The 14,309-nt window shown below is 43.5% G+C and carries 11 protein-coding genes; 1 reads left to right on the top strand and 10 read right to left on the bottom strand.

Translation table 11 applies throughout. The annotated features are described in order from the left end of the window. Positions 1-507: 507 nt before the first annotated feature. From KAH19_RS06185 to KAH19_RS06145, 9 genes are all read right to left on the bottom strand, one after another. On the bottom strand, positions 508-1,116 hold the full coding sequence (locus tag KAH19_RS06185) for a hypothetical protein (RefSeq protein WP_210683854.1): 609 nt from the start codon (positions 1,114-1,116) through the stop codon (positions 508-510). 485 nt (positions 1,117-1,601) lie between these two features. Then, the gene (locus tag KAH19_RS06180) at positions 1,602-2,960 is read right to left on the bottom strand and encodes an O-antigen ligase (RefSeq protein ID WP_210683853.1); all 1,359 of its coding nucleotides are present in this window, start codon (positions 2,958-2,960) and stop codon (positions 1,602-1,604) included. A gap of 390 nt (positions 2,961-3,350) precedes the next feature. Continuing rightward, positions 3,351-4,655, bottom strand: coding sequence for a folylpolyglutamate synthase/dihydrofolate synthase family protein (locus KAH19_RS06175; RefSeq protein ID WP_210683852.1), 1,305 nt, complete (start codon positions 4,653-4,655; stop codon positions 3,351-3,353). A 159-nt stretch (positions 4,656-4,814) separates the two neighbouring features. Then, positions 4,815-5,618 (bottom strand): DUF805 domain-containing protein, encoded by an 804-nt coding sequence (locus KAH19_RS06170; RefSeq protein WP_210683851.1) that lies wholly within the window; start codon positions 5,616-5,618, stop codon positions 4,815-4,817. A gap of 669 nt (positions 5,619-6,287) precedes the next feature. Beyond that, positions 6,288-7,310: an ABC transporter substrate-binding protein gene (locus tag KAH19_RS06165; protein WP_210683850.1), complete on the bottom strand. Its 1,023-nt coding sequence runs from the start codon at positions 7,308-7,310 to the stop codon at positions 6,288-6,290. Next, positions 7,303-7,689, bottom strand: coding sequence for a CGGC domain-containing protein (locus tag KAH19_RS06160; protein ID WP_210683849.1), 387 nt, complete (start codon positions 7,687-7,689; stop codon positions 7,303-7,305). Before KAH19_RS06160 ends, KAH19_RS06165 begins: the two co-directional genes overlap by 8 nt. A 1-nt stretch (position 7,690) precedes the next feature. After that, complete coding sequence (locus tag KAH19_RS06155; protein WP_210683848.1) at positions 7,691-8,467, bottom strand: ABC transporter ATP-binding protein; 777 nt, start codon at positions 8,465-8,467, stop codon at positions 7,691-7,693. 2 nt (positions 8,468-8,469) lie between these two features. Further along, on the bottom strand, positions 8,470-9,525 hold the full coding sequence (locus KAH19_RS06150; RefSeq protein WP_210683847.1) for an iron ABC transporter permease: 1,056 nt from the start codon (positions 9,523-9,525) through the stop codon (positions 8,470-8,472). A 118-nt stretch (positions 9,526-9,643) separates the two neighbouring features. After that, entirely contained in the window at positions 9,644-11,794 is a 2,151-nt protein-coding gene (locus KAH19_RS06145) for a TonB-dependent siderophore receptor (RefSeq protein WP_210683846.1), read from the bottom strand. A gap of 289 nt (positions 11,795-12,083) precedes the next feature. Here KAH19_RS06145 and KAH19_RS06140 point away from each other — a divergent pair, with 289 nt between their 5' ends. Then, complete coding sequence (locus KAH19_RS06140; protein ID WP_210683845.1) at positions 12,084-12,971, top strand: LysR family transcriptional regulator; 888 nt, start codon at positions 12,084-12,086, stop codon at positions 12,969-12,971. A 603-nt stretch (positions 12,972-13,574) separates the two neighbouring features. Here KAH19_RS06140 and KAH19_RS06135 read toward each other — a convergent pair. Continuing rightward, on the bottom strand, positions 13,575-14,249 hold the full coding sequence (locus KAH19_RS06135; protein WP_210683844.1) for a hypothetical protein: 675 nt from the start codon (positions 14,247-14,249) through the stop codon (positions 13,575-13,577). Positions 14,250-14,309 lie beyond the last annotated feature (60 nt).

The following is a 14,309-nucleotide window of genomic DNA, read 5'->3' as shown; positions in this document are numbered from 1 at the left end:
AAAGTCAATCAATACCATTAGACAACGATATCAGATGAATTCGTTTCAACTCGTTTCTAACTCATTTTAACTCGTTTTATTGAGTTAAATTTGGCAATCATAAACGAGAACCGTAAAAGCAGACTTATCCTAAGCAAAAACAGCACGACAGTATCACTTGGTGATACTATCGGGTTCTGTTGAGTTTTTGTGAAAACCGAGAAAAGCAAAGAGAAACAGGTAATACCGTATTGCGGCGCTAGTGTGCCTGGTGAAATCTTAGTACTGCTCAATCTAATTCAGTTCTAACTCGATTTTAATTCAATTTTAACTCGTTTTATCGAGTTAAAATTACTTTTAATTCGTTTAATTAATTTTTGCCGAATTAGAATTTTAGTAACGTCCCCCTCCTTTCACAATATAGCAGTATTATTCTGCTTTCTTGTTCCCATTATGGCAAAAAAGCAATAGACAGTGAATAAAAAGCGCAGAACTGTCCGCATGCCGTGTTCTGCGCTGAGCTGCTGCTTAAAAATATATTTTTTCTGCCGGATAATAGTCGTGCAATATTCTCCTTAAAAGCGAAAAATCATCCGACTTAAACTTCACCAGAGAATACTTAGTTTGAATATAATCTATAAAATCCTGTAAATTATTACATTTAATATAATGCTCTTGGGAATCATCCCTGATATATTTGCCGATTACATCATTTATAAGCTTAATCGTTTCCGGAGCAACGTCTGCCTCCGGCACGAGATATAATTGCGAAATAATATTATTGAAGCTGTAGGCCATAGGTTTATGCCAACGGCTTTGCGACAGCATAAACAGACGGGCAAAGGCGATAAGATTACGCAAGCTTTGGTTGGCACGATGTACATTGCCTTCCTGTTTACCTTCCTGCTCAAACGCAGTCAGCTTCGGCGGAACTGCCATATCCCAGCATTGGAGCAGCTTGAGTCCTCTTTTTTCCGGAAAAACCGGATAATAGACAACTCTCTTTTCCAAATCGCACACTTTGAGCATAATAATATCATCCTTCAAAAAGCGATCGCTGCCATCAGCATTATAAACAAAACTCCATGGCGGCAGTTCCTCATAAGCCTCTACCAGAACGCGGTGTTTATTATTCATTCCTATAGCTGATGACAAGTTCTCGCAAAACTCCTTTTGAAAAGCAATGATTTCCTTAGTGCTTGCTTCTCTGCACTTATACATTGCATCATCCCTTCCTTAATCAAATTAATTGTTTACCTGACTTCTCTCATGCCCTTCAAGGCTGTTCTCCTTTCCCAGATTATAGAAACACTATATTTTGCTTACATGTCTACTATAATTTTAATATTCTCTATATTTAGATTCTTTTCTTTATTCGCAAAATTTGTCGCTATTTTTTACGGCTATTTGGTGAGCTTCACGAATCACAAATAGCCGTAGTAAAGATTCCGTTCCCAGAGCTGTTTTATTAACTAATCTTTATATGCGTAATTATACTATACCGCATTATTTTTGTCTAGTATTTTTTGAAAGTTAATCCGATTTTTATTTTACTTTTAATTATCTTTTATATTACTCTCTGATTTCTTCTTATTGGTACTGTTTATCAATTCTTTGCTTTTTTATTCATTATCGGAGCGCTCATTTATTCCGGCACAAAGCAAAGTCAAACCACCCAAGGTCCAAAACAATAATCCCATCTGAGTATTAAAATAAACATGGTCCGTCAGCCCGCCAATAATAATACCTACTGTTGCCAGCACATAACCGCGTCCCATAGCCTTCAGCCACAAGCTGCGTCCATGATATGCCAATCTCCAGCCTGCAGGCAGAAAAATTCCGAACCAGATAACAAGGAAGGCCAGCAGACCATGCGCACCCAGCTCTGCCCAGATATTCAAGAAGATATTATGGCAGTGGTACATGATAACGTTCTTGTCTGCCAGATAGAAATTATAGGTAGGATAAACAAAGCGATAGCCGTACCAGCCTACGCCCAAAGGAAATTCCTCAATAATCCACTTGGTACTCTTCAAATAAGCCATGCGCAGAGCAATAGAGGTGTCACCGCCGTAACCGCCGCGGATAGATTCCAGCCGCTGCAGCACCGCCTGACCGCCAAGCGCCAGAGCCGCCGCACCGCCGCCAAGGACAGGAATAAAAGCCTTACGGCAGAACAGCACGCAGAATGCCAGCAGCATCACAGCGCAGGCTACCCAGTTACCGCGTGAATATGTATAAAGCAGGCAGACTGCTGCCAAAAGTCCCGTAACAAGAAACGCCAGACGCCATTTTTTATACGCCTTCGTCTGATTGAAAAAGGCTGTACTGTACGCAACAACCAGCACAAGATAGCCTGCCAGAATATTGGGGTTAACCAGCGTAGAAAAAACGCGCACCTTCAAATCAGGGAACTGCGCCGGGTCCACCCAGATGCCCTCAGCCGTAACGCCGAAAATCTTCTGCGCAATACCGATGGCGCTCACCAGCAGCGACACGCCTAAAAAAGCACCGATGAGCTGCAAAGGACGCGGCAAAATGCCGAAGCGCTGCCACACAAGCGCAAGCCTCTGCTTAGCGTCAGCATTTTTCCAGGCCTCGCTTTGCGTCAGCGGCTCAGCCTCGCAGGCAGTCAAAGTTGCCTTGTCTTGACTGCTGCGGCCGTAACGCAATAGCACAAAAAACAGCGCCGCATACTGGCCTACAACATACACCAAATTCCAGAAGGACAAAAATCTGTCCAAAGAAAAATATACCGAAACAACCGCAATCAGCAAAAGAAGATAAAACGCTCCCTGCTGCCACGGCTTCAGCACGTTTTCCTGCTGCGGGCGCCCCTTAACATGCGCTACAATCACAGCGCCGATAAAGGTCATCGCCACGCAAAAGGAGGTGAATTCCTGCTCCAGCGGAATAACTGCCACAGTAAACAGCAGCATATACCATATTTTATTTTCAAGATAATTTGCCAGTTTTGTCATGATACACCCTAACAAAAGATTCTATTTCTTAACCGAGCCATTAACATATCGCAACGCAATATTTAATTGCGACGCAGATACGCCCCCTTCCGCCTCGCTACGCTCGGCACCTTCCCCGAGGGGCAGGCAAGAAGGTTAGCAAACAGCCTTAACAAGCAATTAATATATCGTGTAAGGAATAGCAATTTTAGCAAATGAGTGTCCGGAACCATAGAAGCAAGGGTACGTAACTTTCTCTTACCGTCTGACAAATTTTACCGAAGCTTCGTCCTGGTTCCACACGAAATTTGCGTTGTGCCCTAAGGCACGGAAAAATTGCTTCTGACTGGAACGATATTTAATTGCGACGCAGATACTCGTTACCGAAGTCAATAAACCTCAATATCGCTTTCAGTTCATCGCACGCTTATCCGCCAGCAGCATCTTCTTAAACTCGCCTACCAGATACAGGCTGCCGCAAACGCACACAACACCGTCAGTGCCTGCTCCGCAGATAGCAGCATCATACGCCGTAGCAAGATCAGCCTCCGCCACAGCATTGCTGCCCACCAGCTTCGCCAAATCCGCAGCCTCCGCAGCACGCGCACCCTCATCGGCACGCACGGTGTAAACAACATCATCCTGCTTAATCAGCGTTTTGATAACACCGCTCATATCCTTGTCACCCATCATGCCAAAGACAAACTGCACCTGCTTGCCGGGATAGTATTTATCCAAAGCATTACGCAGAGCCTTGGCACCGTCAGGATTGTGCGCACCGTCCAGAATAATATCCGGATTCTTATGAATACGCTCCAAACGTCCCGGCCAAACGGTATTCGCTACACCCACATGCAGCGCCAGCTCGTTAATGCGGTCATCCTGCTTGCTGACAAGCTTGGCAGCAACAATCGCTACGCTGGTATTCTTAATCTGATGCTCGCCCGGCAGCTTGATTTCATAATCGGAATGATAAAAATCACCTGCATGCAGCGTAAAGGTCTGCCCCTCCATCGAGCTTTTTACCTCCGTGCCGTGAAAAGCCTTGCCGTAAAGATAAACAGGCGCTTCCTTAAACATAGCCAGACTTACAATAGGACCAAGAGCTTCATTGCCCTCGGCAGCGGTAACCAGAGGCACCTTCTCCTTGATAATACCGGCCTTCTGCATAGCAATGCGCTCCAGCGTTTTGCCGCAGCGGTCGGTATGGTCCAGCGCAACATTGGTAATAACGCTGACTACCGGCGTAATTACGTTGGTGGAATCCCACAGGCCTCCCATGCCTACCTCAATAACAGCATAATCAACCTTCTGCAGATAAAAATATAAAAACGCTGCAGCCGTCAAAATCTCAAACTGCGTCGGCTGCTCGCATACGCCCTTTTTGACAACACTGTCCGCAGCAACCTTTACCGCAGTAATCGCTGTAGCAAAATCCTCGTCGCTGATATCCTTGCCGTTGAGGTTAATGCGTTCGTTGTACTTCACCAGATGCGGGGAAGTAAACTTGCCCACCTTTAAGTTTGCTGCCAGCAGAATATTCGTAATCATGCTGGTAACAGAGCCTTTGCCGTTAGTGCCGGTTACATGCACTGTTTTAATCTTTTGCTCCGGGTTTCCCAGCTCACGCAAAAGTCCTTCAATACGCTCCATACCGAGCTTAATGCCAAATTTGCCCAGGCTGTCCAAATATGCCAGGCTTTCTGTATAATTCATTGTGCTTACGCCTCCATTAATAATTAGCTAACAGTTTATTATAACATAGTTTTACGTGCCGCGTCTTGCTAAAAGCGCAAAAATAGCCGCTGCGTAACAAGAACGAGCGACTATTTTCATAAGCGTAATATCACCATATTTTATATGCTTAGAGCCTGCCTACTGCTGCAAAGGATCGTCCCCGTATTCGTTCGGCCCCTCCGTTCCCTTGAAGAACAGCAGATAAAGGCAGAAGAAAAGGTTAACCAGCGGCACAATCAAAAGCAGCATCCACCAGCCGCATTTATCCAAATCATGCAAGCGGCGTACGCCCATCATAATATTAGCTGCAAGCTGGAATATGCCGAGCACAAAGGCGGCAATTGAAAAGAGAAGATCAAGAGCGCCAAAAGTTTCGGTTGCAAAGGACAAAATTCCCTGCACTACAAAAAGCACAATTGACAGGAAAATACTTCTGTAAATATAAGACTTGCGGTTCAAGCGTCCCTCAGACGTAAAGAACAGTTCCTTGAAAACAGCTTCCTTATCCGCACTGCTGTCCTTAAACAGCAAATCCAGGCCTTCGCCAAGGTTCAAAAACTTCTTGCCTGCTCTCGGCGGTGTATTATAATTGGCAGAACCGTTATCATCCTTGCTGCCAAAACGTTCATCCGCAAACTTTTGCTGATTATCGGCAGCAAAATTATTATAGGAATTTGCCTGACTATCGGTATTATGATTTACCTGCGCAGCATCAGCCTTAGCTCCCGACGCAAAATTATCATGGCTGTCGCCAATGCTTTTTTTATAGCTTGTATCGGCACTTGAAGCAGCGCCGGCTGCACCGGCAGCTCCGGCAGCCGCGGCAATTCCGCCTGCTCCCTCCTGCGGCTTTTGCTCCTGCTCCAGCTTTTGTCCGCAATTCTCGCAAAATTTGGCACCGGGTTTAATTTCACTTCCGCAATTAGTACAGAATTTAGCCATTTTCATCGCCCCCTTTTTCTTTTATTGTAACCCAAGAAGCACTGCAATTCAAGAGAGTAAAAAGCGTACAGCGCCAAACTTCCACAGCTTGTTCGTTGTACACTTTCCTTTATATATGTTAAAATATTTTTATGGTGCTTCCATAACGGTAGGCGGTTGCCCTCTGACGCGATAAATTCAGTTTCACTGAAAATCCCGCAAGAGGGAGGTGTTACTGATGGATATACTCGAAGTTATTGCTTTGCTGAGCTTATGCATTGCTTGCATTAAATTAGGTATGGAAATCAACAAGAACGCAAAAAAATAACCGCCCAGCCTCGCAAACTGACGGTTATTTTTCATAACTAAAAGTTTTAAGGGCAACCGTCTATCGGAAGCACCATTTCTATATTTATGATAGCACAGATACAAGCTTTTGGCAAGTTTAGGCAGCCCTGCCAAAGCTGCGTAAATACTCCTTCAACAAAAAAATGAGCCTATTTTGGGGTGTTAGTTACAATTTCATGAGGATATTTTAGGGTGCTGACAACAATTTCATGAGCCTATTTTGAGGTGTTCACTACAATTTCATGAGGATATTTTAAAATCCGCCAACTCTATACCATACACAAACAAAAAATCGTACAGCCCCAAAGCCTTGTGTGGCAAGGGGTTGTACGGTTTCATCTTTTAAAACAGCTCCGGATACATTCCATGAGCAAATTTTTTAATGCCTTCGCCTGTTTTGATGGCACTGTTATACGTATAATTCAAGGATATACCATATACCTTGCCTTCACGGACAACCTTAAGTGATTGCAGTCCCGGATGCTGACGGAAAAAATCCGCAGCCTGCTCAGGATCACCGCCACTCTTTACAACAAAAAGCACGTCAGGATTTTCTTCGATAATAGTTTCCAAGCCTATCGTTCCCGAAGAAAAGCTTGGGACATCTGCACCTAATTTAACGCAAATATCGCCTGCCAGCTTGGTCGAATCATAAGCTACTATATTCTTGCCCAGCATTTCGATAATCATTACCTTAGGCTTTGGCATATTCTGCGTTTTTTCTTTGACCACAGCGATATCCTGCTGCATATCGGCAACAATTTTCTTTGCTTCCTTCTCCTTGTCAAAAATTGTGCCCAAGCCCAAAATAAAATCACATTCCTGCTCTAAGGTCTCCTTTTTATTATGCGAGGTAGGAGAATTGGCATTGGTGGAAACATAGGTATGAATACCACGCTTATTCCAGAAATCCGTGCTTTTGAGCGCCTTATCCGCATAAAGCACCTGTCCGGAAATAATCAGGTCAGGCTGCATAGATAAAACGTTCTCCATATTCAGGACAACATTGCGCAGAAACTTGATTTTGTTATATCCTTCAGCATACTGCGGTTCAGGTGTATAAAAGGGATTACCGTAACGCACCGGGCAGATAACGTTCTGCTCCACGCCCAAGGCTACCAGGGTTTCATTAATCTGCTCGCCGACAGCGATGACTCTTTGCGGTACCTTGTCATAGTAAGAAACATTTTCCCCCAAGGCATTATAATTCTGCACTCTGACATTTTTTACAGCTCTTACGCCATAGGCTGATTGAGCATGCGCAACAGGACGGTTAGCGTTAAACGCCTGTGTCTGCGTAAAATATATGAATGCACAAATACCAAGTACTATAGCCAAAGAAACCAAGGTAAAGCGTTTATTCATAAGTAAACTTCCTCGGGTGCCTGGTAGCATCGGAATGTGTTCCCCAAACGATTTCTATACCATGGTTATGGAAAATATCAACCAGCCTCAAGGCTTCCGGACAATACTCGTTATCATCGGTACGCGTCTTGCAGCAAATACCAACATGAATAACATCAGGCTTGATGCTTAAAATTCTTTCAATCTTTTCCTCTAAGCCGCTGCTATCGCCCAAGGTGATTTTACGGCAGCCATTGCAGGTCATAAACGCCACCAGTTGGATTTCCTCATCACCATAACGTGCGAACTGGCAAGAGCGCTCATTAAACGCCTGGAAGCAGGCCGCTCCGGTACAATTTTCTTCTGAACGCAGGCAATGTAATATAACAATTTTTTTCACTTTATTCCCTCCAATGCTTCGGCAGATAAACAATATTCATGCGTCCTGATTCTGCATCGTAAGCTACTTTACTATGTACATTATACATATCATAAATGAATTCTTCTGTCAATAATTCCTGCGGTGTTCCCACGCCTACTACCAGACCATTTCTGATGGCTATCAGTCTGTCGCAATACATGGCAGCGATATTCAAATCATGAATGGCTGCCACTACGGTAGCATTTAAACTTTTTACGATATCCATTATTTCCAGCTGATATTTAATATCCAGATGATTCGTCGGCTCATCCAAAACCAGGCATTCCGTCTGCTGCGCCAAAGCTCTTGCCAGAATAACACGCTGCTGCTCACCGCCGCTCAGCGTAGAGAACATGCGCTTTTCAAAGCTTTCCATTCCCACTCTTGCCAAAGCGCTTCTGGCAATTTTAAAATCCTCCAGATTATCACGCTCCAGCATTTTTTTATGCGGTGAACGCCCCATAAGCACAACATCCAGAACGGAAAAATCAAAGCTGTAAAAATTATGCTGGGCAACAACAGCCAGCTTTAAGGCAGATTCGCGATAAGAAAGCTCGTCCAAATGCTGCCCGTCAAAATAAATATCACCGCTGGTAGGCTTCTGCACACGATAAACGCACTTCAGGAAAGTACTCTTGCCACTGCCGTTCGGCCCTATAATACCAAGAAATTCTTTGTTATGTAAAGAAAAATCAATTCCCTTCAGAATCTCCTTGTTTCCTACAAACATTTTGACTGCTTCAGCTAATATTTCCACAATCAGTTACCTCCAAAGCCATAGGTGCGCTTCACCATCAGATAAACAAAGCAGGGAGCGCCAATCATCGCTACAAGAATGCCAATCGGCAGTTCTGCTCCGGGAATCAGGATACGGCAAAGCGTGTCAGCTACAACTAAAAAAATCGCGCCGGCTAAAGCAGTCACCAGGATAAGCTTTTTATGATCTGTACCCACCAGCATTCTGATAACATGAGGAACTATCAAACCAACAAAGCCGACAGTGCCGGCAGCATAGACAACGAAGCCGACAATAATCGAACTGATCAAAAGATAAAACTGCCTGTAGACATGTAAATCAGTACCCAAGGTCAGCGCCGATTCATCACCCAACAGCATCAGATTTAAAATGCGGCTTTGGCTCCAGAAGAACAGTACAGCAACAACTACTATCGGCACAATAACTATCAGGTTATCCCACTTGGCTCCGGAAAAACTGCCCATCATCCAATAGGCGATGGTCTGCATGCCCTCCTTGTTGTTGGCAAAGTAAACAATGAAGCTGGAAAAAGCACTGCACACAGCGCTGAGCGCCATACCTGCCAGCAAAAGCTTTACTGAATTACTGCGTCCGCCCAGGTTCGAAATAAATAAAACCAGCAGCGAAATAGCAAACGCCCCGGCAAAAGCTGCCAGGCCAATAAAGTTTTCCCCCATAAATGCTCCTATCCCCAAAAGGATGGCTGCCGTCGCGCCCAAGGAAGCACCGGAGGAAATACCTAAAATATAAGGGTCCGCCAAAGGGTTCTTAACAATGGCCTGCATAATGACACCGCTGCTTGCCAGTCCTGCACCAACTGCTGCAGCCAAGACGATTCGCGGCAGGCGCAGCTGCCAGACAATATCATGCACAGAGCCTTTGAGCGCACCATCAAGCGAAGTACCGCTCTGCAGCTGATTGACTATTGCTGCATAAATCTGTTCCATAGGTATTTTTACCGTACCGACAGCAAGTGCCAAAAACATAACCGCTATTAATACCAGCAGCAAAAAAACACTTACGTATATGCCTTCTATTTGTTTGAAAAAGTTAAGCATCTTATAATTCCTTAATCTTATGAAGAGATACCAAAGTACGCTCATTAAAATTAATGAGCGTACCTGGTAATTTTTTTTGATGATGTATGAGATGTTTGAGTATATGAACTGAATTTAATTAGATATCAAATTCAGCGGAGAGCATAAAGGTTCTCGGACCACCAGAGTGCAGTGTATTGCCGCTAGGTGCCCAATACTTTTTATTAGTAACATTATAGCACATTGCTCGTAAGGTTACAGGAGTGCTGTTAAGAGAAGTTTTATAATTTACACCTGCATCCAGGGTGAAGTAGCTGGGAACGCTGTATTTTTCATCGCGTACATAGGAGGAACCAACATAGTTACCACGCATTAATACGGAGAAATCATCGTTAGCCTTATATTCTACGCCCAGGTTTGCGCTCCATTCAGGCACGCCGTTCGGACGCTTGCCATTAGTAGCTGCGCTGGTAGTTTTTTGTTTAGCATTCAAGTGCATAAAGCCGCCAATCAGGTTCCATTTTTCTGCCAAAGTGCCGGTTGCTGTGTATTCAAAACCTTTGTGTCTACGTTCACCATCAGCAAGCTTATATTTAAGACCGCCTTTGTAAACATCTACAGCATTAGCTTGCTTGATATCAAAATAACTGATTTTATGGAAGAAATCACCGGTTTTAAACTTCACACCAATTTCGTTTTGCTTTGTTTTATAAGGATCTAAAGTAGTTCCTTGATTTGCATAGCCTTTACCAGTAGGAACCATACCGCCTTCAACAAACTCTTCGGTATGATTTGCATAAACAGCTACACGCGGATCAAAGGTGTAGTTGATACCAAAGCTTGGGGATACGTCATAGTAATCGCCGCTTTTTGCTTTATGCGAGCCATCTTTTTTGTAGCTATCCTTAGCGATAGATTTACCGTTCAGGCCAACCAGGATATTCAGTTTCTCATTACCCATGGTAATAGAATCCATCACAGACCAGCCGCTGATGCGTGCATGTGTTCCATAGTAGGCATCAACTTGCGCAAAGGTCGGCGGAGCAAAGCTGCCGGTATTAGGATGATAAATATTACCTGTCCAGCCGGTTTCTGTTGTATAGTCAGGACCGCCATAATAGTGCCACATTCTGTCTACAGCTGCTACCCATTCATGCTTCAAATCACCGGTTTTAAAATCACCCTTCAAGCCGATTTGTGCATAATCACGTTTTTCCAGCAGAGAGTAGTTGTCAGAGGTTGCGCTAAAATCGCCTGCTTCATTCAACAAAGTCTTGCTAAAGCCAACGTAATAATACCAATCCTGTTTAAAATGACCTGCGTTCAGGAAAGCCTTTAAATGGTCATTGATTTTCTGTTCATGGTTCAAGGTCATAACAAGGTTAGTGTTTTTATCACGACGCCAGGTTGGATTTGTATTGATTTTTCCGTCAGGAGCGCTCGGTAAAGCATTGCCAATAAAATTACTGCTAACAGATAAACCATAAGGTCTGCCTTCACTGTCAGTATCGGTATAGCCAAACATAAAGTTAGTCTTGCTGTTTTCTGTTTCCTGATCCAGGTTGATATAAATATTTTTCTGCTTCAGGTTCCAGTTTTCAATAGAACGCTCGCCATTGGTATTGCTGGCATTAATACGCACGCCATAGCTTTTATCCTCGCCTAAGCGAGTGCCAAAATCTACATATTCCTCATGCGCACCTTTAGAATGATATTTAATGCCAACCTTACGAGTATCTTCATCCATTAAAGCCTTTTTGCTGTTAATGCTGATGGTACCGCCGGAACGGTTAGCCATACCGGAGCCGTTAATACCGGTTGCAGGTCCTTCGATAACATCAACAGATTCAATGTAATTGCTGGATTGACGAGTCATAGCCTGCATACCGGGAATGCCATTGATAACAAAGCCGCGGCCATCATCAGCAAATCCTCTGATAGAAACGCAGTCTACCGCTGCATCATAAGTTTTTACAACAGAAGGAACAAGGCTCAGAGTTTTGCTCAAGCCTTCGGTAGAGGACAAGAAAGAGCCAACAGCCTTTTCAGAAATGGTGGTTGTGCTGATAGGACTCTTCATAGCGTCCTGCTCACCCAAAATACCAACATTAGAGGTTGCACGGACAAATTCACCGGCAATGTAACGTTGACCGTGTACAACAATCTCGGCAAGATTGAATGACATTAAATCATCATCGTTTTTTTCTGCAGCAAAAGCATTACCGACAAAGCCTACACTTGTCAATGCCGTGCAGATGGCAGCAGCCAAAGCAACCTGTCTTTTCTTCATAAAATATACTCACTCCTAATATAAAATGTATATTTCACATAAGGTGTCCATGTTTCCCTTACGCAACATATCAGCTTCACATATGGCAAACTTCAGTGCTCTTGGTATTAATTGCAAACACATTATGCGTGTGATATAATTAATTCGTTAAGTGATTTTTTTAGCATATTAGTACCAAGTACTGTTACATTATATCTTGATGCTACGTATTTAGCAAATACAGATATTCTATACGCATATTGATGATTTTAATATACACTACAGGAGGCCGGCTATGCTTTTGCGTCAAATGAAATATTTTCTGGCAGCAGTATATTGTAAAAGCTTCAATGAGGCAGCAAAGCAATGCTTTATCTCACAGCCTTCCTTCTCTCTACAGATTAAACAGCTTGAAAAAGAGCTTGGTGTAAAGCTTATTAACCGCAATAATTGTAATTTCAGTCTTACACCGGCAGGCGAAAAGTTTTACGAGCCTTGTAAACGCATAGTCGGAGATGTGCAAAATTTAATGCAAAACATGCAGCATTTTGCGGAAACCGACCAGGTACCGAGCTATATCATCGGCTGTAAAACAGGTTATAATGTCTGTCGCCTGCTCAACGTTATCAATATGCTCAACAAGAACAGTCAAACATATCATCTGGAATTATTGTACGGTGACCATGAACAGCTCCTGACAATGCTTGCAAACAAAGAAATAGATATGCTTATCACGGAAGATCGTGAAGCTGATAATAACTTTCTTGCGGGAGAGCTTTTAGAAATCGCAGATTTATGCATTTGCGTACCGAAACATTCTTTCCCACCTGAAATCAAAGCCCTTCATATCAGTGATTTATCAGAGCAGACATGTGTCATTATCGCCAACAGAGATTATGTTATGCAGGAGCAGGAATATTATGCAAAATGCTTAGGCTTCCATGGCACCTTTTTCACCGCCAGAGATATTCCCACTGCACTTACCAAAGTAATTGACGACAAGGTAAAATCCTTTCTGCCGGTAACGAGTAATAATGACGCCCCATTCTATTTCAGTAATTTCACCAGAACCTTGCCATTATTAGCAGATAATGAGCCAGTAGAAATTTACTATAACATTTTTTGGCAAAAGAATAATCCCAACCGTAAGATAGCTGCTATCGCTCAGCATATAACAAGCCTCATGCAAGACCATTAAAAAGCTTACAACGCACTATTCGTCGTAAGCTTTTTTATTTTCATAATATTTGATTCGCCAGTTCAATACCGTACACATGCAAAAAACCGTACAGTCCCAAAGCCTTATGTGGCAAGGAGTTGTACGGGTTTTCAGGGAGTGCTGCCTGCAGACAAAAAGCTTACAGCGCCAAACCTTCACAGCTTGTTCGTTGTAAGCTTTCTTTATATGTGTTAAAATATTCTTATGGTGCTTCCATAACGGTAGGCGGTTGACCCTCTGACGCGATAAATTCAGTTTCACTGAAAATCCCGCAAGAGGGAGGTGTTACTGATGGATATACTCGAAGTTATTGCTTTGCTAAGCTTATGCATTGCTTGCATTAAATTAGGTATGGAAATCAACAAGAACGCAAAAAAATAACCGCCCTGTCCTGAGAAAACAAGCGGTTACTTTTTGTAGCTAAAACTTTTCAATGGTTAACCGTCTATCGGAAGCACCTTTTCTATACTTATAATAACACAAATAAGCGCTTTTGACAAGCTAACCTAGCTTATTTCACAAATTCCGCACGGCTTTCGCCGTGCTTTTTTATTGTTCGCTTACCGCTTTTTACCAAAGTCTTTAAGTTCTCTCCGGATGATAACCGGGCAATGCCGATGTTTTCAGCCCTAAACCATACTTGCGCAACGGTTCAATGTTGCTTGCCACAGCACGCTTATAGGTTTCATTTCTCTCACTGTCACTGGCCATATCCAGCCAGCCCGCTTCAACATTATGGCCATAACGCTCCAGAGCAGTTATGCGGTGCTGAATTTCATCACCCAGCTCCTCATAACGGCACATATCAGGCTCTACCCAGCCAATGCCAGTCTCCTTGGCATGAGTACGCCATTTATCCATATTTTCATATTCCGCTACGAGGCGCGCGTTCGTCATCACATAAATGTTGGTACGGTTATCAAACCAATCCGGGCGCTCTTCAAACGCATCAGGAGGCAGCGGGTCCAGCTCGCCATAAAAAGCAGTCGGCACGGAACCATCAACCTTAGTTCGGGTAATTTTAACGCCCTGCTTTGCCGCAGCTGCATCTGCACGCTCTTCTTTAGTCATGCCTTGTTCGTTCTTCTTTTTAGCAGCACTGCTATCCGTCTTTTTGCTACCGGAATGCATTGCACTGTCCACAGCCTTATTGGCAATCTTGTTGGCAATATTACCCAAGTTAAAACCAGCCTCTGCCTGCAGCGTAAAGCTCAGCAGCATTGCTACACTCGCACCTAAAGCTAATACCTTTTTCATGTCCACGCCTCCCTATATTTATTAACTTTATTATAACACACCCTTTCTGCAAAAAAAGAG

Source organism: Phascolarctobacterium sp. Marseille-Q4147, from assembly GCF_017968825.1.
Classification (GTDB): Bacteria; Bacillota; Negativicutes; order Acidaminococcales; family Acidaminococcaceae; genus Phascolarctobacterium_A.
Note: the sequence above shows the minus strand (reverse complement) of the source record. Positions and strands in the feature narration are given on the sequence as shown.